Source organism: Pseudomonas sp. 11/12A (assembly GCF_000800055.1).
Lineage (GTDB): Bacteria > Pseudomonadota > Gammaproteobacteria > Pseudomonadales > Pseudomonadaceae > Aquipseudomonas > Aquipseudomonas mohnii.
On the sequence record NZ_JUGV01000001.1, the window covers coordinates 6,339,516 to 6,363,727 of the forward strand.

Below are 24,212 nucleotides of genomic sequence, written 5' to 3' on the forward strand. Positions count from 1 at the left end.
CGCCGGACGAGAAGCGGCAGCGCATCAAGGACCAGATGAGGTCGAGGAAGGAACACTGACCCGATATACAGCCCGTCTTTGCGGGTACTAATTTCTACGAGCCGCCCAATGAGGCGGCTTTTTTGTGCCTGGAGAAAAGCTCATGGCAGGTCAAGAAGTCCAGGGAATGTTGATCCGGCTTGAGGCTACAACGGCGCAGATGCGCCAAGAGCTGGCCCGGGCTGATTCGTCCGTCACGCAGGTTTCTGGGCGTATTGACCGTCAGTTGGCACAGGTGGACTCCGCATTTGATCGTGTGGGCCTCAGCGCCCAGCGGGCGGCCGGTGTACTGAAAGGTGCCCTGTCGCTGGGGATTGGCGGTGCTGGGATAGGCGCGCTAGTCAGCCAGGCAGAGGCCTACACGCAAATCGCTAACCGGTTGAAGCTGGTGACGTCGAACAGTGCCGAGTTCACTGCCGCTCAAAATTCGGTTTTTAGCATTGCGCAGAAAGCTGGCCAACCCCTAACCGCAACAGCCGAGCTCTACCAGCGCATCGCGCAAAACCAAGATGCTCTAAAACTGAGCGGGAAGGGTGTGGCGGGTATCGTCGAAACCATCAGCAAGACGATGGTTATCAGCGGCGCTTCGGCTGCATCCTCTGAAGCGGCGCTGGTGCAGCTTGGTCAAGCGTTTGCCTCTGGCACCTTGCGTGGCGAAGAGCTGAACTCCGTGATGGAGCAGGCTCCCGCGCTCAGCCAGGCCATCGCCAAGGGTATGGGCGTATCGGTTGGCGCTCTTCGAGCTCTCGGCGCTGAAGGCAAGCTAACAGCTGAATCGGTCGTGCAGGCGTTGCAAGCGCAGCAGGGCGCGGTAGATGCGCTGTTCGGCAAGATGCAGGAAACAATCGGTACCGGCCTGACCCGTGTTCAATCATCGTTCACCAAGCTCATCGGGGAGGGCGATAAGCTTGGCGGCATGAGCTCCCGGATCTCGGCGGCGCTTACATCTGCCTCCCGGGCGATGGATGCGGTTACGGCGGATGGTGAAGGCTTCACCGAAACCATCAAAAACGTGGGCAATGCCCTCGAAAACGTTGCGTATGTGGGGGGCGCGGCACTAACGCTTGGCGCGGGGAAACTGGTTGCCTCGTTCGCGCAGTCCACTGCCGCCTCGGTCAAGCAGGCGGGCGCTCTTGTGCTCACCACAAAAGCAAGCCTTGAGGCTGTCACCGCCGAAGCGGCATTGGCCCAGCAGTCGCTGGCAACTGCGCAGACGCGACAGGCTGAAGCTGCCGCAATGGTTGAGCGCGCCGCAGTCGAGCTTTCGAGTGCAGAGTCCAAGGTTGCGTCTGATCGCCTGCGCCAGACATCTGAAATAGGGAATATCAAGGCCGTTCAAAGCACTCTGGTCGCCGAGCGAGTTCTCGAGGAGCAAAGGTTACGCGCTCAAATAACGGATCAAGGTAGAGCTATGTCGGTGGCGCGGATCGCTGCGCTACGTCTTGATGAAGTTGCTATCACCAAGCAGCTGCAGGTCGCTGAAACATCCCTTGCTGCGACAACGGTTGCAACATCTGCCGAAATCACAGCAGCCCTAGCTTCGCAAACGGCTGCGCGCGGCGCTCTTGCTGAAACAACGCTTACAACCAATGCAGCCTCGGCTGCATCGGATCGGGCTTCTGCCGCCGCATCAGCCACTGCCAAGGCGACAACGGTGCTCACAGCATCCGGCGGCGGATTGTTGGCGCTCTTGAGCGGTCCTGTCGGCCTTATCGCTATGACCGGGCTTGTTGCCGCTTCTTTCATCGACTTCGGTAGCAGCGCCAAAACCGCCACGTCCGCGCTGATTGATCAAAATCTTACGGTTGATGATTCGATTGCCAAGTTCAAAGAACTCGGAGCGGCACAGCGAACCCTTCAGGTATCGACTTGGAGTGAGAAGCAAGCGGATGCCCTGGACGAGGTCGGTACAGCGCTCAGCGAGTACTCGATGCGCGGCAAGCAGGCTTTCCAGCAGCTAGGCATGGCCGGTATCGAAAGCGGGGAAGCGTTCGACAAGCTTATGGAGGAGGTTCGCGCCGGCTCCAGATCTCTGAATAGCGTCACTGAATGGGTAAAAGAGAACAAAGCGATTCTGCCTGCTTACACCACCATGCTCGAGCAAACAGCAGCGGCGTATGAGATAAACGGACTCAGAGCCGACAAATACGGGAAATTGCTCGGCCAGGTTCGAGACACGACTGTCTCTGTGACTTCCAGCACCGAAAAACTGAAAGTCGCTCAAAAAGATTCAGGCCAGACTGACGCAAGCAAGGCCGCATGGGACAAATACGTCGAGCAGTTGACCAAAACCCGTGACCTGCTCGGGGCGAATGCTGCTGCTGAGGCTGCCTATACGGCCGCCAAAATGGGTGCAACACCGGCCCAGACTGCGCAAGCGAAACTCATCGCTGACCAAACTGACACCCTGAAAAAGTATCAGGACGCGATCAAGGAAGGTGACAGGGTCCAGCAAGCAAGCCTCAAATTGCAGCTGGTGGCGCTTTACACCGCCGAGGACGCGGCAAATCAAGCAGCAGCGGCTCAGAAAACAGCCCTTGATGAGACCGCGAAGGCGTCAGAGGAGAGCGCTACCCGCCAAGTTAATGCCATGCAGCGCATCATCGATCAGACGATGCGCGTGGTAACGGGGCAGAACATGCTCCTTGTTACACCGCCAAAGCAGAACCTGACCGGTTACGGCCTTCTCACCAATGGCGGCACTGCACCCGCCGTTCCGGCCACACCAAAAGCCACTCCACTTGATCGCGCAACAGCCGCCATCGCCCAGCTTGATGCAACAACCGAAGCGAACAAGCGCGTGGACAAGGCGGCGAACGCTGCCGCCACAGCCCTGAAGAATCAGGAAAAAGCCCTTACCGATCTGCTGGCCAAGTCCGGTATCTCGACCAAGGCTTCGAACGACATCGCTGATGCCTACCTGGCCGGCGCAATCAATGTTCGAGAGCTGACTATCCGTCAAGAAATCGAGCAAGAGGTACTGAAGACCGGCGCGAAGTCCTATGACCAGGTCAAGGATGCCATCAACGCTCTGCACGACGCGAAGGACCGCGAGGACGTCATGAAGAACGTCGCTGAGCTGAAGGTCGAGGTCGATCAGATCCTAAAACAGGCCACGGCCACGCTCCAGGGCAAGGATGCGCTCGAGGCGTACAACGTCGAGAAGGCGATGACCGTCGCATTATCGGGCAAGAAAATTGCCATCGATAGCGAGGAATACAAACAGCTCCTTGCAACGACAAAGGCCCAGCTTGATGCAAACAAGGCCATGGAAAGCGCGGGTCGGATTGAAGGCATCATTGATCGTCTCAACCCCGAGATCAAACTGCTCAAGGATTATGAGCAGGCACAGCAAGATATTTATGCTGCGATGGAGTTGGCACCTGGCAAAACCGCGCTCTATCAAGATGCCCTGGTCAAACTCAGCAACGAATACGAAGTCAACCGCAGCAAGGCCACCCTGTGGGGGCAGATGACCGAGGGCGCGATCGATCGTATCGACGAAGCCTTCGCCACTGCCTGGGGCAACATCGGCAGCGGTGCAGAAAGTCTGTGGGATAACCTGAAGAAGGGGTTCAAGCAGACACTGGGTGAGATCGCTCACATGCTCACCACCAAGCCGTTGCTGGCCTCGATCAGCAACTGGTTGACGGGTACCGACAACGGGCAGGGATTGTCGTCGGTGTGGAGCAAGTTGCTGGGCAGTGTGGGTGGGTCGTCTGGTTCCAGTGGATCTGGCGGCTTTGGTGGTATGGCCAGTCTTGGCAAAAATCTGTATTCGGCTTGGAACGCCATCACCGGTGTCGGCTCGTCCGTTGCATCGGGTTATGCCTCTGGCGGTATTGGAGGAGCAATCTCGGGCGGTGCCGGCTATTACGGCAACATGCTTTCCAATATTGCCAGCACCTTGAGCAGTGGTTTCACCAGCCTGGTTGGCGGCAACATCGCCATCACCGGCGCGACCGCTGCCGGGACTGCAGCGACGACCGCCGCTCTCTCTGGCGTAACGGCCGCGCAAGCTGCAGCAGCAGCTGCGACAGTTGGCGCCGAAGGTATCACTGCGGCGACGCTCTCTGCAGCAGTTGCCGAAGGCGCCGCATCCGTTGGCACGAATATCGGTGTTGCCGGTGCGACGACGGCAGCGGCTTCCCAGGGCATTGGCGCGTCGATCTCTTCCGCCATCTCCAGCGCGGCCGCCATGTGGCCGCTCGCCGTCGTCATGGGCATGTATCAATCCGGCAAGCTGTACAGCGCCGGGGTGCGTCCTGATGCGGGCGAGATGTGGGACAGCGCTGGCAGCACAGCCCTGGGCAAAGCGGCGATGTTGCCGCAGACCGTGGGCGCGAAGTACTTCGAAGTCACCGACAACATTCTGGGCAAAGTGGTGGGCGGCAAGATGGCGGCCATCCTCAGCGGCTCGACCCTGTTCCAGGCGGTGTGGAGCAAGGTAGGCAGCAAGCTGTTTGGCAGTGGCTACCAGACCAAGGACACCGGGATCGAACTGTCTGTTGACGGGGGCATGTTCGACGCGCAGCAGTACACCAAACAGAAAAAGAAAGGCGGCTGGCTGTCGGGGTCAAGCAAGACTCGCTATCTGTATAACCCGCTGGATGCGGAGACAGAAAGCGCGCTTGGCTCGGCGTACAACGAGAAGATCCTCAATTCCATGGGGTTGTTCTCAGCGCTAGGCGTGCAGCTGAGCGATGCGGTACTCGACGGCCTGAACGTGGCTGCCAGCCGGATCAGCACTCAGGGCAAGACACCAGAAGCTATCCAGACGGAGCTGGATAGCTGGTTCACCAATCTGGGTGACTCCGCTGTTTCGGCTATTAACGCCGCGACCAATTCCGGGCTGGAGAATTACAACTTCGAGGCACTGACGACATTCGTCAACAACCTGTACAGCGTCAACGACTCGTTTGAGATGCTTGGATTCAAACTGTACGACGTATCGGTCAGTACGGGCTTCATGGCTGAGCAATTGATTGCCATGGCGGGCGGACTGGAAGCCCTGAAGGCCGGAGAGAGCACCTTCTTCGACGGCTTCTATACGGATGTGGAGAAGGCCGACTACACATTGTCGACGGTGAACAAACAGTTTGCCGCGATGGGTGTGACGCTTCCCGGAACGCGCGATGCGTACAGGGACATGGTCGAAGCGCTGGACAGGACGACGGAGTCTGGTCGTCAGATGTATGTGACGCTTACCAGCCTGTCCGGTAATGCTGCTCAGGCTTATTCGATCCTCGAGCAGCGGTCGGACGCAGCCGCCGCCGCCGTGCAGGCCATGTCCGAAAAGCTGATCGGCGTAGCGGGTAGCGCTCAAAGCGCCTTGCAGCGTGCCATCTCTGCCCAGCAGAAAGCGACAACCGAGGCTTACAACGCTCGCGTCACCTCGCTCAATGACATGGTCAGCACTGCGACGGACAACGTCAGCGGACTGACTTCGGTCGGCAACGGTTTGAGTGCCGCACTCAAAGCTCTGCGCGGCGATTCGGATGACGCCGTGAAGATGCTGCGAGCCCAGGCACAAGCCACGCTGCAAAGCGCGCTGGCCACGGCTCGTTCCGGTGGGTCGCTGTCTGGCTTCACCGGTTTGAGCGATGCGCTGGATACGGTCAGCAGCAACAACACTGATCTGTACGGCTCCATGGAAGACTTTGCCCGGGACCAGGGGCGCACCGCCAACGTGGTGGCCGAGCTGAACGGCATAAATGGCAAGCAGCTCACCACTGCCGAGAAGTCGCTGAAAGGGCTTGAGGATCAAATCAAGCAAGCCAAAGACAGCTACGACCTGCAGATGGCGCAGTACGACCAGCAGCTGGAGTTCGCCCAGGCGCAAATGGATGCGCTTAACGGCGTCGACAACTCGGTCATGGGTGTCAGGGACGCTATCAATGCGATGAACCTCGCGGTCGTGGCTGCGTTGGCGGGCATCACCGGTAAAGCCTCCGATGGAACCTCAACCAACAACGGCACGCTGATCGATTCGGTCTACCAGTCGCTGCTCGGGCGCAATGCTGATGCTGCCGGCAAGGAGTACTGGCAGGGGCAGCTCGCGAACGGCGCGATCAGCTATGACCAACTGGCCCAGGCCATCGCCAATGCGGCCAAGGAGAAAGGCCAAGCGATCAAGGTGCCCGGTTATGCCAGCGGTGGTGACTTCGGCGGCGGTTTGCGCCTGGTGGGCGAGAACGGTCCGGAGCTGGAGGTCACCGGTCCGAGCCGGATCTTCAATGCCAACCAGACGGCATCAATGCTGCGGGGTGGCGGGGATTCCGGCGCAACCGCGGCAGAGATTCGTGAGTTTCGTCGAGAGATGGAAAGCAACGCCACATACATGGCGCGACTCACGAAGTCGGTCGCAGATGGCATCGAAACGCTCGTTAATTCCGGGGTGCAAATTCTCGGGCCAGTTGAAACCAAGGCGGCCACAGCATGAGTGAAATGAGAGTGGTGCCGGGGATAGAAATAACTCCGGCCAAGATGATCACCAATGCATTGCCGGACCTGGACTATCCAGCCTACAACCCAGCGACTGCCTACAAGATCGGGGACAAGGTGACGATTGATCGACTCAACTACGAAGCCGTGGTTGCTAATACCAATCGTCATCCTGTCACTGACGCGGTAAGCCCCGCGGCATGGGTGAGTCTTGGGTGGGTCAATAAGTACAGGATGTTCAACAAGAACATCGGCAACACCTGGAAGATTGGCACCTTCACCTCGAACCCTGAAAGCATTGATCTGACCATTCGGCCAGGTCAGCGAATCAACGCGATCGGTCTCGTCGGGGTTTATGCCTCGTCGGTGCGAATCATCATGACCGTGCCGGGTGGGCCTGACCCGGTATACGACAAGACTTTCTCAATGTCGAGCAAGGCCGGGGGTAGTTGGTATCAGTACTACTTCGGTCAGTTCGTCACAAAGGACAACTTGGCCGAATTCGATCTACCGCCATTCAATAACGCCGATATCCGCGTAATCGTCAGCGCTCCGGGCGGCATCGCCCGGGTAGGAATGATGGTGCTTGGCTGGGCCAAAACTATCGGAACTGCCGTCTACGGAACATCGCTCGGACGCAAGAAATACTCGACTGTCAGAGAAGAGTTTGACGGAAGCATGACGATCACCGGCCGCGGCAGGCGAAGGTCGATAGATTTCCAAGTTGTCATTGAGGGCGATCAGATCTCAAGCGCTCAGCGGTCACTGGATGCGCTCGACGACGCGCCGGCTCTATATGTCGGCGCAAGTGAACTGGATTACACGGTCATCGTCGGGATATTCGAAGACTTCGACATAGGGCTGCCGACGTACAACCGTGGTGAATACACACTCAAAGTTAGGAGCCTCATGTAATGGCAGTCACAGCGCCAATAATTACACCTCTACCACCTGCACCACTGCCCACCGATGCCGAGGTCTTATTTGACGCCAAGGCTGGGGTTCGGCTGACTGCTGAAGAGGTCATGGTGGTTGAGCTCAACGCCTCCTTTGGCTGGGTCGCCACCCAGGTCAATGCGGCCGAGGGCTATGCCTCGTCAGCAGCCTCTAACGCGGCAATTGCAACGAGTGCCGCAAACAGCGCTATGGCGATTGCTGGGGCTATCGGATCGGACTTGGCCCTACCTTCCTACGTCGGGAATGCGCGCCGGCCGCTGGCCGTGCAGCTAAATGAACTCGGCGTAGGGTGGTCCAGTCACATCAAGGCGCTGTACATCGAGCCGCTCAAGGTCCAGTCGATTGCCGGCGCGACAGCGCTGGACCTGTCTCTCAGCTCGGTTTTCTCGCTGACCCTCACTGCGGCGGCTTCGATCAGCCTGACGAACATTCCGACCCTGTCGGCGGCGGAATCTTTGGTGATACTGGTCCGCATCACTCAAGGCGCCACCGCTTACGGCTTCACCTGGCCCGCGGGCATTGTGTGGCTGGCAGCGGGTGGTGTTGCGCCTTCTGCGCCAAACGCCGGCAAGCGGATCGAATTCATCCTCACGATCGAGGGCAGCACGGTATACGGCCGCAAAGGAGCCTCCAATTGACCATCAAGAAGATGCTCCTTTCCTCAGAGGAAATTAAGGAAGCCGGGCAAGCGCTGCTGTCGGGCTCGGGCAATTGGGTTGTGCCAAATGGCGTGAGCTCGATCTCCGTCCTCATCATTGAGGGCGGCGCAAGCGGCGACTTTGGGGGCAGTCATTCACCCAGTACAGGGAGTGCCGGTGGCGCGGGCGGTCTTGGCGGTCGGCGTCGGTACATCAACAACGTGCCAGTCACGCCGGGCGACACCATTCCGTATTCCATCGCGGCGCGCGCGGCTAATTTTGGCTCGATTATCACCGGTGCCTCTGGCGGCGTGGATGCTGGAGCCGCGGGCACAGGAGGAGGGGGCAGTGGTGCCACTGCGCTGCAGACCACTCGAGGCAATAGTGGCGTTGGCGGCTCCCCTACCTCATTCCTTGACGCGGAAGTTGACTATCCGTTCATGCGCGTCGGGCCATATACGATTCTGGCTGTGCCGGGATCGTGGCCTGGCGGAGGAGGAGGTGGCGGCTGTGGCGGGGTGAACCTGCAAGGTTCACAGAATGGCTTGCCCGGCGCGGTCGGCGCCGCGGGGCTGATATACATTCTTTGGCCGGGTGATAGCCGTTCCTTCCCTCGATTCCGCACACCCTCTGAAATACTCGATAGCATCGTATTTGACCCGCGCGGTACCAGCAACGAACTGTCGAAGTTCGCAACTGATGGCGCAGGTACTTGGGTTGGGATTGATACGTCCAATATTGTCGGGCGCCGTGGCCGCATCTTCCGGAGTACGGACAACGGGCGCACGTTTACTTACGTCGCCACGCCGAGAAATGAATGGATCTCTGGCGTAGCTTATGACTCGGGAACCTGGGTCATATCTGTTGCAGTGCAGGTAACCCTATCGCCCTCTGTGTACGCGATCATAAAGAGCACAGACGGCGGTCAGACTTGGGCTTCGAATAATATTTCCCTTTCGGCCATAGGGAATCTCATCGATGTAGCTGCTCGTGCGGGCAGATTTTATCTTTCCGGCGGTAGTGTAGGGGCGATAGACGATAACTTCGCATATTCAGCAAATGCAGGAGCAGCGTGGACACCAAAGCGTACAGGGAGCGGTGACTACACCGGCCCGATGTTAAGGCACACGCGCACGATTTTTCTAAGTGACTCTGTCCTGCTGATGACGCGCTCGCTTAACTACGCGTTTTACGTGAGTAGAGATAGCGGCGTTACTTGGGCGTCGACCACCTACTTCGATGCCGCAAAAGTTGGAACAACAACATTGGCGCTCAAGGGGTCTGGCGACAGCCAGGTGTACGTTTCCACCAATGACCTGGTGAGCGCTACTGTCGTTCCGGGGATCACGCTGACAGCGGCTGCGGGCTGTCGCCTACTTGTGCCCCTGGCGGATCGGATACTGATTATCGACGGACCGGTGACCTACCAGTACAAGGCTGGCGTCGTCTCGGTAGTCACCCGACTTCCGATAGATCTACCCGTTACCCCTACAACTTCCGACATCATCGGCAAGCGCTACTGCACCGACGGCTATGACGCGCTCGTCACCTTTGAGCAAAACGACAAATCGGCAAACTTCCGGAGTAGCGTTTATGTTAGCTAACCTCGATACCCTGGCTCAGCTCTCCGAAGCTGATTTCCGCAAGCGGTTCCCGAACTACTCGCCGCCGGAAGACATCAAGACCGAGCACGTCATCGACTACGGCTTTGCGGTGGTCGAGCAAGATCCCGCGCCGGCACTGGCAGCAGGCGAGTCGCTGGAACCCGGCGCGCTTCGCTTGGAAGGCGAGCGGGTCCTTCAGGCCTGGGTGGTTGTTCCGGCCAGCGAAACGGCTGTCGTCGCGATGTTCGAACAGGCTGTACAGGCTCGCTTGAACAGCACCGCCTTTGCCCGCGGCTACGACAGCATTGCAACAGCTATCAGTTACGCCGAAGAGCCAGCAGTGCCCAAATTCCAAAATGACGGCAAGGCCTTTCGCGCTTGGCGATCTTTGGTCTGGGCTTATGCCTATGAACAATTGGCCGCCGTAAAAGCAAGAGAGCGAACGCAGCCGACTGTTGAGGACTTCCTACTGGAGTTGCCTGATCTGGAGTTGCCCGCATGAGCCGCTTCGTCACCACGCTGAAAACCGACCAGACCGACCGCCGCACCTACAAGCTACTCGATGACCTGGTGCTGGCCGATGAGGAGCAACGCACGATCGTTGTGCCAGCCGGCTTCATCACCGACTTCGCAAGCATCCAGGTGCTGCACAACGTCTTCCTTTTCGTGCTGTTCGCCCTGGTGGCCGGTTACGGCAACTACGCAGCGACCATTCATGACTGGCTGTACTTCGGTGGCCAGGTCAGTCGCAAGGAAGCAGACGCTGTGCTGTACCGGGCATTGCGCGCGGAAGGCGTGGCGCGATGGCGGGCCTGGCTGTTCTGGGCCGGCGTCCGAATAGGCGGCGCCAAGCACTTCACCAAGACCCCGACCCGTTCGGGGTTTTCTTCGTCTGGGGATTGAAAAGACGAAGCCCCGGCGATTCGTGATCGCCAGGGCTTCCTTTTTCCCAGCTCTACCGCAGGGGAACGTGGCCAAAATCCTACCAGCGGGAATAGAAAAGCAAAACCCCGGCGGTTCGCAATCGCCGGGGCTTCTATTTTCTCCCGCACCCTTTAATACGGGAGAACGTGGCGCGGATCCTAGTCCAGATAAACGGCGAGGCTCAAGGGATAACCGGGTAAAATCATATCGCCATGCTTTCACTAGGAAGGCTATCGAAACTCAAGGAGTGAGGATGCATCGATTTTTTGTCGCCGTACTTTCTGGATTGTTACTCGCGGGATTTGTGTACGCCTCGTACGCTGCGTACTCAGGTCTATTGTCCATGCCTGGATGGGGCGCTCTATAAATAGCCTTTGAAAATTATTATGAGAGAAGCCCGCCACTACGCGGGCTTTTTTTCGCCCGGAGAAAAGTATGCCCATCACCACACAGCAACTGCTGCAGATCCTCCCGAACGCCGGCGCCAAAGCCGGCGTTTTTGTTCCTGTTCTCAACACCGCCATGGGCCGTTTCCAGATTGTCGGTTCCAAACGAGTGGCCGCGTTCATTGCCCAGATCGGCCATGAGTCCGGCCAGCTGGTTTACGTCCGGGAGATCTGGGGGCCGACTCCGGCCCAGGCCAAGTACGAAGGCCGCAAGGATCTGGGCAACTCCGTCCCGGGCGACGGTTTCAAGTATCGCGGGCGGGGCCTGATCCAGATCACCGGACGGGCGAACTATGCGGCGTGCGGCGAAGCCCTGGGCCTGGACCTGATCAACCAGCCTGAGCTGTTGGAGCAGCCTAAGAACGCCAGCATTTCTGCGGCATGGTTCTGGGCAGTCAATGGGCTGAACACCCTGGCCGATGCTGGTGATAACCAGAACATTGGCAGTGTGATCAATACCGGCAGAAAAGGGCGGGTCCCGAATGGTGCGGCCGAGCGCCAAGCCTTTTATGGCAAAGCGCTGAAGGTGCTGGCATGAGCCCCCGCGGCAGTGAAGTGGGCGGTGGCCGGCGTACTGGCGCTGTTGCTGCTGACGGCTGGCGCCACCTGGAAGGTGCAGGACTGGCGCTACGGCAAGCAGTTGGCCGAGCAGTCCGGCGCGCACCAGGCCGACCTGACAGCCATCGGCAATGCGGCCGCTGAACAGATACGCACGGCGCTGGAGAAGCAGCAAGTCGCCGAAAAGACCCGAGACGATATCGACGCCAAAGCCACCAAGGAGAAAACGCATGACCTCGCTGAGAATGAAACTCTGCGCCGCGCTATTGCCGATGGCGCTCGCCGGCTGCGCATCGCGGGAAGTTGTAGTGCCAATAGCGGCAACGTGCCTGTTACCGCCAGCACCTCCAGCCTGGGCAATGGCGGAGCCATCGAGCTCGATCCAGCTGCTGGACGAACTGTTTTCGATATCAGGACCGGGATCATTGCCGATCAAGCAGCTTTGAGGGTATTGCAGGCGTACGTGATGAATGTGTGTCGGTAGTTTGATGTGAGTATGTGGCGCTTGATCCGACGGAAGAAGGCGAGCGGGTAATCTGGGCAACGCAGTTGGTGACTTCGAGGCAATCGATGGTTGGAGCTTGGAGCGCGGTAGTCTGGAAAAAAAGAAACCCCAGAGCCCTTTCAGGCAATGGGGTTTGTGATGTTCTCTACAGCGATGAAACCTTGAGGGCTTTATGCGCTGAGAACGATATCAGAAGCGACAATCGACGGAGCGCCCGTCAGCGTAACGAGCGTTACAGCCGCGCCGGCACCGTTACCATCGGCATCAAAGCTCAACGTACCGGTTGTGGTGTCATAGGCGAAGTAGCTAGACCCCGTGTCTGCAATGGCTCCTGGGCCACTGACAAAATTACCTGCAGTCAAGGCCCCCGCGAGCAGCGAAGCAGTCGTTGCCGTATTCACAGCCGCTAGGCTGAACACGATTTTATCGGAACCCGTTGTAAAGTCTGTGATGGTATCCGAACCGTTAGTGTCGGCCGTAACACCTGTCATGACGAAGGTATCGTTACCTGCACCGCCTGTGAGCACGTCAGTCTTTGCGGAGCCTGTAATTGTATCGTTACCTGCAGCGCCGATTACGGTAAATCCATTGGAACCCCCAGCCAGCGACAGGTCGACCACGGAATCTATTATGTTGGTAGTGATCTGAACCGTGCCATCGTTGACTGTTGCAGAAGTGGCTACGAAGGCAGAAACGCCGGCGGCTGTAACGACGCCAGTGGTCGCAACTGCCAGACTGTCACCTGTGTTCAAGTCAGAGATCAAGTTGCTCGAAGTAGCAGCAATGTTGTACGTGTCGTTGCCGCCGCCACCCAACAGCAAGTTGAAGCCCAGGCCAGTAGAAATGGTGTCGTTGCCGGTGCCGCCCATCACTATGTCATTGTATGCGCTGCCATTGAAAATCTGACCGCCAGCACCCAATGTCACGGCAGTTGAGCCGGTGGCATTGATGGTGGTGCCTGCACCGTCGGCAATAGTGAAGCTGTTGGAAAACGGTGAGTTGTTTTCCAGTTGGATCGTTTCAAAACCGGTCAGCTTAGTCAGGTCGGTTGATGCTCCTGGGAGGCCGGTGACGGTGGCGGTCAGAACGTCGTTCGTCGTGCTTGTGGCGGCAAAAGTACGGCCGCTCAGGTTAGCGGCCGTATCCTCCAGGTTCACGGTGCCCGTGCCGTTGACCGTCAAACCCACCAGCGTGCTGGCCGAACCAGCCAAGGTTTCAGTTGCTGCCAGAGTCACACTGCTAGCGGCCCCGCTGCCAAAGGAAATCGGGTGAGCATCGTGTCCGCCGCGGCCAAAGGTTGCCTCTGAATTACCTACCGCGCCACTCCAGGTCACGGTGATATCGCCCGTGGCCGAACCACTGAAGGACACCACGCCTGCGTGCTCGGTAGCGCTGAAGATCGGAGGTTGTACCGGCTGCGCTGGTGCTGGTGCGGGGTCTGTTGCAATAGTCACCGCATGGGCCGCGTTCGCTTGTAGATTGTCCATCGATGCCGTGGTGCCGTCGATGGCTGCGAGGAAGGCGCGACCATGGGCCAGGGCTGTAGCGCCGGCGTAGCCCGTGATTTCAGCGTTGGTATCGACTTGGCTTGTAAAGGCGTTGGCCGCTGCCAACTTGTTTTGCACTGCTTTGGTATCTTCGGTTCCGGCAGACTGGAGGATTGTCCAGGCCGCCTGCGCGCTGCTTATGGCGCCTGATTCGATCTGGCCAATCCAATATGCCAGGCCTTCGGCCTCCGGTGCGCGATTAAAGATGTTTGCGTAGATGGCGGTCACTATCTGCGTAGTACTCAGGTTCCCGAGCAGCGTGTTCGATTCGGCCGAGATCGAGAAGTTAGCGATGACGGAACTCAAATTGCCATTGCTATTGGCTGCTTCAGCCGCCCAGTAGGATTGGCCCTCAGGGTCTGCCGGGCGACCGAAGTAGGCGATATAGAGTTGTTGAATCTGATTGAAATACGGTGAGGCTGCCATGCCAAAATCTCCAGAACGGTTTAGTTATCTTTAGAGGCAAAACGCCATCATTGTAATGTAATGAGTGCGCGCTCCGCATTACTTATATGGAGGCGCAACTTAGTGATCTTCGGCGGCGGGAGGCGAGGCTCTGGCGCTGCTGGCTGGGCATCGCAGTGGATCGTCCATGTACACAATATTCATTGCGAAAGCATGCTGCGACTCAAATTCAGTAGCTGTCATTTTGGAGATGATGTCCACTTGCCATTTGGCATCAACGGATGTAGAGTGTGTGTCGACTGTCTCCAATAGTCGATGTCGATATATTAAAAACCCGCACCTCGACGGAGGATGCGGGTTTTTTTTGTCCGTACTTTTCCAAATGTATGACTAATACATCTTTTATTAATATGCGCAATAAAAAAACCCGCCTTTTGAAGGGCGGGTTTTTTATTAGCAGCTTGCGATGGGCCGAAGCCCATCACAGCTATCAATCACGAGGCAATTAAGCTACGTGGCTGATAACGCCGTTCGCGAAGGAAACTTGCGAAACGTCGGTAACGCCAACCAGTTCGATGATCGATACTTTGTCAGTAGTCGATGCAGCGAAGCTGTTGTTGACAACAGTGGTGTTGCCTTCAGCTGCAGTTTCGATAACTGCGTTGACTTTGCCCGATGCAGCGTCTTTGAAGAAGAATACTTCCAGCGCGCTGTTGTTGGCACCGTGGATGCCAGTAGCGTCGATGGTAGCAGTCTTGTTCAGAGTGTAGCCTTCGCCCAGGTAGATGGTGTCTTTACCAGCTTCCAGAGTTACAGCGCCGTCCGAAGAGGTTACTTTGCCAGAAGCGAAGTAGAACACGTCGGCTTTGTCTACGTTGCCAATGCCTTTACCGTCACCGGAGATCACTGTGCCGGTATCGCCCAGTTTTTCCAGCGATTTATCAGCAGCTACTTTAGCGTCTGCGGCATCTTTAGCGGCGCCAGCAGCGGTGTAAGCATCAGCAATGGCTTTGTACGAGCTTTCCAGAGCGTCCAGAGACTTGGAAGCGTCTACCTTAGCTTTGGCAAGTGCGTCAGCTTGGTAGTCGTTTGCCCAAGTAGTGCCTTCAGCAGTGGTTTTAACTGCAGTGTCAGCCTTGCCGAACGCGTCGGTAGCTTTGTTGAAAGCCTGGTCTTTAGCAGCCAGAGTACCAACGGCAGTGAAGTTGCTCACGCCCGAGAAATCGGTAGCGATTTTAGCAACGTTAGTAGCCGAGGTATCTTTGTTAGCCAGGAAATCGTAGATAGCCTGAGCCTGCTTAGCAGCAGTATCAGCGAAACCGACACCAGTGTTAACACCAGCATCAGCCAGAGCCTTGGTCCAGACAGTAGCGTTGGCAACGTTGGAGCCGTAAGCAGCCAAGGTAGCAACTGCTTGAGCAGCATCAAGAGCATCAGCTTTCGAAGTTGCAGCCAGAGCTACAGCAGCTTTTTCGTATGCAGTGATCTTGTCGATCGAAGCAGGGTCCTTAGCGACCAGGGCTGCACGAGCAGCAACCAGATCAGCAGCGGCAACGGTTGCATCGCCAGTCAGCTGCAGAGTGGTCTTGCCATTCAGGCCAGTCGGGGTTACATCAGCGCGAGCTGCATTCAGATCGAGAGCCAGTTCAGCAGTCAGGGTCAAGTAGTCAGCGGTGTCAGCTGCAGTTTGAGTCTGGTCAGCCAAGTGCGTATTTGCAGCCGACAGAGTAACCAGTTGCTTTTCCAGAGCCAGTACGTCAGCAACTTTGGTGGTTTCGAAAGCGATTTTGGCAGCTTCAGCAGCCAGATCCAGTTTCAGAGTTGCAACGCTTTGTGGAATAGCCAGACCGCTCAGGGTGCCATCGGTCAGGTGACCTACAGCAACGTTCACGCTGTCAGCAGTGTCGTTAACGCCAGAAATGATGGACTTGGCATCAGCCGCTACGTAGTTAGCGCCCGCAGCTGCGGTGTAAACTTCGGCAACCAGTACTTTGTTGGCGATGATTTTAGCGTCAGTCGCGCCAGCACCAGCAACGAAAGCGGTCAGCAGTTGGTCAGCGTTGACGGTAGCGCCACCACCAGTAGTCCAGTAAGCCAGGCCAGCAGCGTCTGGAGCACGACCGAACAGGTTGTTGTAGATTTTAACAACGGTGTCGGAACGGGACAGACCGGCGTAAGCGTTAACGTACTCTGGTTGCTCGTTAACGAAGTTAGCGCGCAGGCTTTCCAGAGTCAGAACAGGCTTGTCAGCGTTCAGTTGCTGGGACCAGTAGTCCAGGCCAGCTTTGTCAGCGGCACGGCCGAGGTAAGCAACGTACAGCTGTTGAATCTGTGCAGTAGTGATAGCCATTACAGTTTCATCTCCAATATGAGTCGAAAATCCAACTCAGGCTTCCGTCTGGATAAAAGGCCCATCGACCTTCAGCCTGATCGCCATTTCCAATCCAGGATTTGGCTATTTTTTAGACAGCGAATTTCGCTGACATTTCTGCCAGCTACGGCTCGTAGGTGTTTTAACCCCAATCAAACACATAGCGTACAGTTGCTCGCGGATCATACATGGCAAAATGGCTTCATAACAATAGGAAAAAACCATCACTGCATGACACGTCACACCTGTATCGTCACATCCCCCCTAAACTTGAGAGCAGACATCATCAAGATTGCAGACGAGTGATGGTAGTTCAAAAAATCTACCTGGCGCTTTTAAAAATGTGTCGCAGGCGGTTTTTCGACCAGCTGCTTTAGTATGAACCAGTTGGATAACGCACGAACGATTGCTCGTAATACCAAAATAGCTGTACGAAATTTGATCAAGAAAAGATATTTTGTACAAAAGTTGAGCAATAAAGCGTTGTTCTGGTGTCATCATGAGCGGTAAGCGTCATCTTAATAAAACCCTCGCTCCGATCAGTTTCGTCAATGCGTCGCGGAAATTCCGAGCTGCTCGCCCATCGAAAGCTCACGGTGTCGCCGCAGATCTGCGTATCCAAGATCTGCGGCCTTCTCCACCGCATTGCTCCAGCCTGAGTTAACAGAAGCAACCTTTGTTGCATCTATGAAATCTTGTCTCTCGGAAAAATTCCAAGCAGGCCGCGTCCGGAGTGCTGGGTGTCAATGTGATGAGCGGCGAAGTGAGCAGAACAAAATCGCTCATGAAATCACCCTGGTGATGAGGGCAAAGCAGGCAGTGAGAGGCTCTGCGCGGGGTGCGTAGCGCACTACATAACCACTACAAATGCTGTCATTAAGCTGGCATTCCGGAGCCAAAACGGCCCCATCAGGCACAAAAAAGGCACTTGCGATAATCGCTAAGTGCCTGATTTGTTTAGCTTGTTTGGTGGAGCCGGGGGGATTTGAACCCCCGTCCGCCAGTACTCCGCTGTCGGTACTACATGCGTAGCCGTGTCTATTAAGTTAACCCTCAGCGACCCGACGGGCAGGGTGCTTTGGGCGAGTTGTGTAAGTTTTAGCCGCTTCGTCCACAACGTACTGCACGGCGATTCTGTTCTATATGACAATCATTTCGGGTTTACAGACATCCCCTGATGATTGCTGGACCCGAAGGCACCAGGAGTGCATGTCAGCTGCAATTAAGCAGCGAGAGCAGCACCGTATTGGTCGTCATTGGCAACTATAAGTAGTTGCAACAGTGGATTTACGAGTTCTGTTACCAACTCGGCATGCACCTAAAGTTTCGCGACCGGCGTCGAATCCTAAACGGCCCCGAACTCATTGCTCGTGAATCTGAATGAGCAACAAGCCTGCGTAGTCTACGCCAATGTAGCCCGGAAGGCCAACCCGAAGGTTGGCCTGGCCGAGCGGTATTACTTGTTGGTTGGGTTTCGCAGTTGAATTTTCTCCAGCAAACCGCCGGTGATTCCAAGGCACCCCTTGTCGTCTCCTTTGGCCTGGGCTGCTTTTGCTTTGTCCAGGCCTGCTTGTATGTTGTCATCGGCGTTTTCTGATATGGCGGGATCAGAATCCAAGGCCGCTTGAATCTGCTTGATATTGTTTTCGCAAAGATCTTTATCCGCCGCGAATACCGGCGAGGCCAACAGTGCAGCGGTGATGAACAATCCAGCAATTGCAGAGTGCTTCATGGGTGATCTCCTTGCGCATGAGGGCTCGGTGCTGCCGGCAGAAGAGGCCGCTGGCCGAGGTGGTTATAAGCCCATTCACAGGGCCTAGCTAAATGACTATAGCTGCAAGGAGGAATTCGGTTTTTTTTTGCCGGTTTGCGCAAACCCTGTCGCAAATCGCAATTGCATGAAAAAGGGGCTGAGGCCCCTTTCAATCCATTACCTTCAAGCCGGACGCGCTTGCGTCACGCGGTCCACCAGATAAACCAGGCCGTGATAATCGATCCCGCCATGCTGGCTCAGGCCGATTTCGCAGGTACGACTGGTGGAAATCCCTTCGCTGCAATACTGCACGGCGTCTTTCAGGGTGCGCAGCGCATGCGCGTTCAGTTCGGGGGTGGTGAACCCCTTGTCGCCGGCAAACCCGCAGCAATGAATGCCTTCGGGGATGATCACGGTTTTGCTGCATTTGCGCGCCAGGTCGATCAGCGCCTGGCTTTCCCCGAGGTGCTGGGTGCTGCAGGTGACATGCACCGCGATCGGTGTGTCCTGCGGGGTGAAGTCCAGTCGATCCATCAAATGCGTACGGATGAAGCGCACCGGGTCGTACAGGTCCAGACGCACATCGCCCAGGTCCTGGGTCAGGCGCAAGGTGCAGGGGCTGGTGTCGCAGTAGATGGGATCGAGCCCGCCACGACTGGCGTGCAGCAGCGCGCCGATCAGTTCCTGGCGTTTGTGTTCGGCTTGTTCGGCATAGCCTTTGGAGGCGAAGGGCTGGCCGCAGCAGAGATTGTCCAGATTGTCCGGGAACACCACCTGATAACCGGCCTTTTCCAGCAGGCCGCGGGTTTTGTCGTAGAGCGACATTTGTTCCTTGTCGCCGGCCGCCGGCCCCATGGCCCGTGAGACACATGCGGCCAGGTACACCACTCGCGGGCGCTCGTCCGACACTGTCGGGCTGAAGCGGATCGCCCGTTCAGGCTGCGGCATGGCATTGGTCCATTGCGGGATTTGCCCTTTGGAAAGCCGGGTTACCGTAGCGGACAGCCTGGTCAGCCGCGGTGCGCCGAGCAACATCCGTGCACCATTGGCCACGTGCAGGGTGAAGCGCGCACCTTGCAGCGCCGTAGCGAAATTTCCTTCCAGCCAACTGGCGGCTTTCGTATGCGTGGCTTGCCGGCCGCGAAGCTTTTTCACCAGTTCGCCGGTGTTGATGCCTACCGGGCAGCGCTGTGCACAAAGCCCTGTGGCGGCGCAGGTGTCGATGCCTTGATATTCGTAAGCCGCTTCGAGTTCGGTGGTGTCCACACCCGTGCGCTTCTTCGCCTGGATGTCACGCCAGATCACGATGCGTTGGCGCGGGCTCAGGGTCAGACCTTTCGACGGACACACCGGTTCGCAGAAGCCGCATTCAATGCACTTGTCCACAATCTCGTCGGCGGCCGGCAAGGGCTTGAGATGCTTGAGATGGATCTGCGGATCTTCGCTGAGCACCACGTCCGGGTTGAGAATGCCGTTGGGATCGAGCAGGCGCTTGAGTTGCCACATCAACTGATAGGCATCGCTGCCCCATTCCAGTTCGACGAACGGTGCCATGTTGCGCCCGGTACCGTGTTCGGCCTTCAGCGATCCCCCGAACTCCACCGCGACCAACTGCGCGACGTCGTCCATGAACGCCTGATAACGTGCGACCTCTTCCGGGTTATTGAAGCCCTGGGTGAAGACGAAGTGCAGATTGCCTTCCAGTGCGTGTCCGAACAGGATCGCTTCGTCGTAGTGATGTTTGTCGAACAACTCGATCAGCCGGTTCACGCCAATGGCCAGTTGTTCCACCGGGAAGGTCACATCCTCGATGATCACCGTGGTACCGGTTTTGCGCACCGCGCCGACGGCGGGGAAGGTGTCTTTGCGGATCGCCCAGAGACGTGCGTTTTCCAGTGGGTCCTCAGTGAAATCGACCTGTTTTTCCACCGGGAACGATGCCAGCGACGCCATGATCTGCGCCAGTTGTTCATGCAGTAGCGTGGACGACGCAGCGCGGGATTCGATCAGCAGGGCGCAGGCATTATTCGACAAGTGTTGTACGAAAGCCGGCATGCCGGGTTTGTTCTGTACCGAGCGCAAACTGCGGCGGTCCAGTAGCTCTACCGCCGACACCGGTTGGCTTTTCAGCACGGTGACCGCGTTGCAGCAGGTTTCCACATCCGGGAACACAATCAGCGCCGAGGCCTTGTTCGGGTGATCGATCACCGTGTCGTAAGTCACGGCGCTGATGAAACCGAGTGTGCCTTCGGAGCCCACCAGCAAGTGGCTCAAGATATCCACAGGCTCGTCGAAATCCACCAGGGCATTGAGTGACAGGCCGGTGGTATTTTTCAGGCGGTATTTGTGGCGAATCTTCGCAGCCAGTTCGGTGTTTGCGCGTGTTTCGCGGCCCAAAGTCGCCAGACGCTCCAGCAGCGCCGCATGGCTCTGGCGAAACGCCGCGACGCTGGCGGCGTCTTCGGTATCGACGCGACTGCCATCGGCCAGCACCAGCCGAATTCCGGCCAGCGTGTGATAGGTGTTTTGCGCCGTGCCGCAGCACATGCCGCTGGCGTTGTTAGCGACGATGCCGCCGATTTTGCAGGCGTTGATCGAGGCCGGATCCGGGCCGATCTTGCGCCCGAACGGCGCCAGCCAGGCATTGGCTTGGGCGCCGATCACGCCGGGTTGCAGGCGGATTTGTGTGCCCTGGCCACGGATCTCGCGACCGTTCCAGTTATCGCCCAGCACGATCAGCACCGAATCGCTGATCGCCTGACCAGAAAGACTGGTACCGGCAGCGCGAAACGTCACCGGCACCCGGTCACGCTGGGCCAGTTTCAGCAGCGTGACGACTTCTTCTTCGGATTCGACGCGTATTACCAGTTTTGGAATCAGTCGATAGAAACTGGCGTCGGTGCCGAAGGCCAGCGTCGACAACGGGTCGTCGAAGCGTCGTTCCTGTGGAATCAGTTGCTGTGCATCACGCAGAAAAGCGGCCGGTAGACTCATTGGTCCTCCAGGATCAATACCACCAGGTCTTTCGGACCATGGGCGCCGTAGGCCAGCACCTGTTCGATGTCGGCAGTCTTCGACGGGCCGGACACCAATAACGCATTGGTCGGCATGCCTTCGGCCCATTCGAACTCCTGCTGCACCTGATAGAAGTTGTCGCGAATCTCGCTCGCCTTGAGCAGGGCGAAATGCACCGGTGGCGCGAGGCTCATCAATCGTGGCTCTTCACGCGTCGGCCAGAGGATCAGGCTGCCTGTGGCAGCGATTGCACCGAGGGTGGCGGTCAGGCTGGCCGGGGTGTCGTTGAACAGTTCGGCTTTCCACTCCTCGACGGGACGGTCGTAGGCTTTGAGTGTCGGCAGGTGCGGATTATTCGACCAGTGTTGAGTGATGCGTTGACCATGGGGCGTCGTCGGTGCGATCAGCAGACTCGGTAACTGTCGTTCTTGCAGCAATTGCGCGAGCAGCGCAGGCCAGTCTTCACCCGAGGTCAGATGGATTTCCGTGTGCACCGCTTCCATCAATTTGCGTAATTGAGCGATGCGTTGCTCCGGCGCGTAGGTGTAGGGCTGCGTCACCAGATCGACGTCGAAGTTGTCAGGTACTGGCGTGGTGCCTGTCAGGCTTTTACGCAATTTGGCGAGAATATTTTGCTTGGCGCTCATCAACGATCTCCCTGTTTGGCCAGATGCTCGCGGGCCATGTCATGCAATGAGCGGGCAGCGGGTTTCGGTGCGCTGTGGTTCTGTGTCCACGGGCCAACATTATTCGGTGTGAGGGCGCGCAGGCGTGTGGCGAAGAATCCGAACAGGCGATACAGCGTCGGCGAACTGTTTAGTTTCGCCCAGGCGTTCCAGATGAATCGCTCTTTGCGCGAATACTTGCTGCCCTGGCCGCGCATCACTTGATGAGGGCTGTCCGGGGCTTTGACGTTTTCTTCGCGCAGGCGACGCAGCAATGAAGGGATCGGAATCTTTACCGGGCACACTTCACCACAGGCGCCGCACAGCGACGAGGCGCTCGGGTGGTCCGGGACTTTCGCCAGGCCGACCATGTGCGGGGTGATGATTTTTCCGATAGGGCCAGGGTAAACCTCGCCGTAGGCATGGCCGCCGATTCGGGTGTAGACCGGGCAGTGATTCATGCAGGCGCCGCAGCGAATACAGTTCAGGGTCTGGCGCAATTCGCTGTCGGCAAAGGCCTGGCTGCGACCGTTGTCGAGCAAGACCAGGTGCACTTCCTGCGGGCCGTCGAGCTCATGTGCCTTGCGTGGGCCGGAGATCATGTTGACGTAAGTGGTGATCGGAATGCCCAGGGCCGAGCGGGTCAGCAGTGACAGCAGTGGCACCACGTCGCGCAAGTTCTCTACGACTTTCTCGATGCCGGTGACGGCGATATGCACCGGCGGCACCGTGGTGGTCATGCGGCCGTTGCCTTCGTTTTCCACAAGCAGCAGGGTGCCGGTTTCGGCCACGGCGAAGTTGACACCGGAGACGCCGATGTCCGCTTCGAAGAATTTCTGCCGCAGGACCCTGCGACCGATCTGAATGAGTTGGTCAACGTCCTTGTTGTATTCCACGCCAAGTTTGTCGTGGAACAAGGACGCGACCTGACCGGCATTCTTGTGGATCGCCGGCATAATGATGTGTGAAGGCTTCTCGTTGTCGAGCTGGACGATGTATTCGCCCATGTCCGATTCAAGGCATTCAATGCCCTGGTCAGCGAGGAAATGGTTCATCTCCATTTCTTCGCTGACCATCGATTTGCCCTTGATCACTTGCCGCCCCTCGTGAGCACGGATGATCGAGAGGACGATGCCATTGGCTTCGTCCACCGTTTCCGCCCAGTGCACTTTCACACCGTTGCGGGTCAGGTTCTGTTCAAGTTGCTCGAGCAGGTCGGGCAACTTGGATAATGCTCGGGCGCGGACGGCATTGCCCAGCGCTCGCAAATGTTCTCTTTCATGGGCATCGCTGAACGCCGCTGCCCGTTTTGTCATCAGTGAATCCATCGCCTTGCGAAAGTTGTTTCGCAATTGCGTGTCACCCAACGCCTCGTGAGCGCGGGTGCGGAAATCTTCTTCTACGGCGACCGTAGGAATAATCGTGGAAGTGCTCATCGGGCACCTCCGGTACGCTGCCAAAGGAAACTGGCCAGATGTTGGCCGCGCAGCGCTTCCTTCTGTTTTTCCAGCGAGCCATTGATGTTCATCAGGCAACCGCAGTCGGCACTGAGTACCTTGTGCGCGCCGGACTCCTTCAATGACCGGGTCTTGTCGGCCACCATCGCGCCGGAAATGTCCGGCATACGGACGCTGAAAGTCCCACCAAAGCCACAGCATTCACTTTCGTGACTGTGCTCCACTCGCTCCACATTGCTCAGTTGCGCCAGCAACTCGCGGCCATGCAAGTGGGTGTTCATTTCCCGGCGTGCCGAACACGAGGTATGCAACGCCACTTTCACGGGCTCGCCGCTGTCCTTGAGCCGCACCTTGCAGACATGCAACAGGAATTCGGCGAGTTCGTAGGTTCTGGCCGCCAGTGCCTGAACCTGTTTCAACGTTTGCGGCTCGTCCTTGAACAAGTCGGCATAGTGTTCACGCAGCATGCCCGCGCACGAACCGGACGGTACCACCACCGGATAATCCCCGGCGAACAGCGCCAGTTGCGAGCGCGCCACGGTCCTTGCCTGCTCGGTGTAACCCGAGGTGTAGGCCGGTTGGCCGCAGCAGCTTTGCCCTTGCGGGTACTCGACACGGATGCCTTCGCGCTCCAGCAAGTGGATCGCGTCCATTCCGGCTTCCGGGTAGAACAAATCCACTACGCAGGTCCCGAACAGGTAGACCCTTTGCGGTTTTTCGCTGGGGTATTGCCGAGGCTCGGGCAGTGGCGGGGCGACACGGGTCGCATTCGGCACAGCGTTGTAAAAAAGTTCGCTCATCAGGCGTGTCTCCGGGTGATCCCGGTTATCCGTCCGCTGAGGCTGCTGAATATAGAGAGTGATTCTTTCAGCAGCCTTACAGAC

At 57.5% G+C, this 24,212-nt stretch carries 15 protein-coding genes and 1 other RNA gene; 8 read left to right on the plus strand and 8 right to left on the minus strand.

Features of this window, described 5'->3' with window-relative positions:
• Window positions 1-142 precede the first annotated feature (142 nt).
• The 8 genes from GQ39_RS31050 (at window position 143) to GQ39_RS32755 (ending at window position 12,094) form a co-directional block, all read left to right on the plus strand.
• Complete coding sequence (locus tag GQ39_RS31050) at window positions 143-6,481, plus strand: tape measure protein (protein WP_052193683.1); 6,339 nt, start codon at window positions 143-145, stop codon at window positions 6,479-6,481.
• On the plus strand, window positions 6,478-7,398 hold the full coding sequence (locus GQ39_RS28980) for a hypothetical protein (protein WP_047537416.1): 921 nt from the start codon (window positions 6,478-6,480) through the stop codon (window positions 7,396-7,398). The genes GQ39_RS31050 and GQ39_RS28980 overlap by 4 nt, the downstream gene beginning before the upstream one ends.
• Window positions 7,398-8,078: a hypothetical protein gene (locus GQ39_RS28985; RefSeq protein ID WP_047537420.1), complete on the plus strand. Its 681-nt coding sequence runs from the start codon at window positions 7,398-7,400 to the stop codon at window positions 8,076-8,078. Before GQ39_RS28980 ends, GQ39_RS28985 begins: the two co-directional genes overlap by 1 nt.
• On the plus strand, window positions 8,075-9,682 hold the full coding sequence (locus tag GQ39_RS28990) for a WD40/YVTN/BNR-like repeat-containing protein (protein WP_047537423.1): 1,608 nt from the start codon (window positions 8,075-8,077) through the stop codon (window positions 9,680-9,682). Before GQ39_RS28985 ends, GQ39_RS28990 begins: the two co-directional genes overlap by 4 nt.
• On the plus strand, window positions 9,672-10,184 hold the full coding sequence (locus tag GQ39_RS31055) for a hypothetical protein (protein ID WP_052193685.1): 513 nt from the start codon (window positions 9,672-9,674) through the stop codon (window positions 10,182-10,184). The genes GQ39_RS28990 and GQ39_RS31055 overlap by 11 nt, the downstream gene beginning before the upstream one ends.
• Window positions 10,181-10,585 (plus strand): DUF1353 domain-containing protein, encoded by a 405-nt coding sequence (locus tag GQ39_RS29000; protein WP_052193687.1) that lies wholly within the window; start codon window positions 10,181-10,183, stop codon window positions 10,583-10,585. The genes GQ39_RS31055 and GQ39_RS29000 overlap by 4 nt, the downstream gene beginning before the upstream one ends.
• A gap of 456 nt (window positions 10,586-11,041) precedes the next feature.
• On the plus strand, window positions 11,042-11,590 hold the full coding sequence (locus tag GQ39_RS29005) for a glycoside hydrolase family 19 protein (RefSeq protein ID WP_047537426.1): 549 nt from the start codon (window positions 11,042-11,044) through the stop codon (window positions 11,588-11,590).
• A 24-nt stretch (window positions 11,591-11,614) separates the two neighbouring features.
• Window positions 11,615-12,094, plus strand: coding sequence for a lysis system i-spanin subunit Rz (locus tag GQ39_RS32755; protein ID WP_161793947.1), 480 nt, complete (start codon window positions 11,615-11,617; stop codon window positions 12,092-12,094).
• Window positions 12,095-12,285: 191 nt separating this feature from the next.
• On the opposite strand, the gene GQ39_RS29020 is transcribed toward GQ39_RS32755, so the two are convergent.
• The 8 genes from GQ39_RS29020 to GQ39_RS29050 all read right to left on the minus strand — a co-directional run bounded on the left by GQ39_RS29020 (window position 12,286) and on the right by GQ39_RS29050 (window position 24,128).
• Complete coding sequence (locus GQ39_RS29020) at window positions 12,286-14,088, minus strand: beta strand repeat-containing protein (protein WP_047537429.1); 1,803 nt, start codon at window positions 14,086-14,088, stop codon at window positions 12,286-12,288.
• A 484-nt stretch (window positions 14,089-14,572) separates the two neighbouring features.
• The gene (locus GQ39_RS31065; RefSeq protein ID WP_052193690.1) at window positions 14,573-16,417 is read right to left on the minus strand and encodes a DUF4214 domain-containing protein; all 1,845 of its coding nucleotides are present in this window, start codon (window positions 16,415-16,417) and stop codon (window positions 14,573-14,575) included.
• A gap of 988 nt (window positions 16,418-17,405) precedes the next feature.
• Window positions 17,406-17,795, minus strand: a transfer-messenger RNA (tmRNA) gene (ssrA, locus tag GQ39_RS32040).
• Window positions 17,796-17,894: 99 nt separating this feature from the next.
• Window positions 17,895-18,170 carry a hypothetical protein gene (locus GQ39_RS29030; RefSeq protein ID WP_047537432.1) on the minus strand — a complete coding sequence of 92 codons (276 nt, stop codon included), beginning with the start codon at window positions 18,168-18,170 and terminating at the stop codon, window positions 17,895-17,897.
• Between the two features lie 204 nt (window positions 18,171-18,374).
• Window positions 18,375-21,185 carry an FAD-binding and (Fe-S)-binding domain-containing protein gene (locus GQ39_RS29035; protein WP_047537435.1) on the minus strand — a complete coding sequence of 937 codons (2,811 nt, stop codon included), beginning with the start codon at window positions 21,183-21,185 and terminating at the stop codon, window positions 18,375-18,377.
• Window positions 21,182-21,853, minus strand: a complete 672-nt coding sequence (locus GQ39_RS29040; protein WP_047537438.1) for a LutC/YkgG family protein — start codon at window positions 21,851-21,853, stop codon at window positions 21,182-21,184. Before GQ39_RS29040 ends, GQ39_RS29035 begins: the two co-directional genes overlap by 4 nt.
• Window positions 21,853-23,307 (minus strand): LutB/LldF family L-lactate oxidation iron-sulfur protein, encoded by a 1,455-nt coding sequence (locus tag GQ39_RS29045; protein WP_047537441.1) that lies wholly within the window; start codon window positions 23,305-23,307, stop codon window positions 21,853-21,855. The genes GQ39_RS29040 and GQ39_RS29045 overlap by 1 nt, the downstream gene beginning before the upstream one ends.
• Window positions 23,304-24,128, minus strand: a complete 825-nt coding sequence (locus tag GQ39_RS29050) for a (Fe-S)-binding protein (RefSeq protein ID WP_047537444.1) — start codon at window positions 24,126-24,128, stop codon at window positions 23,304-23,306. Before GQ39_RS29050 ends, GQ39_RS29045 begins: the two co-directional genes overlap by 4 nt.
• Between the last annotated feature and the right edge of the window lie 84 nt (window positions 24,129-24,212).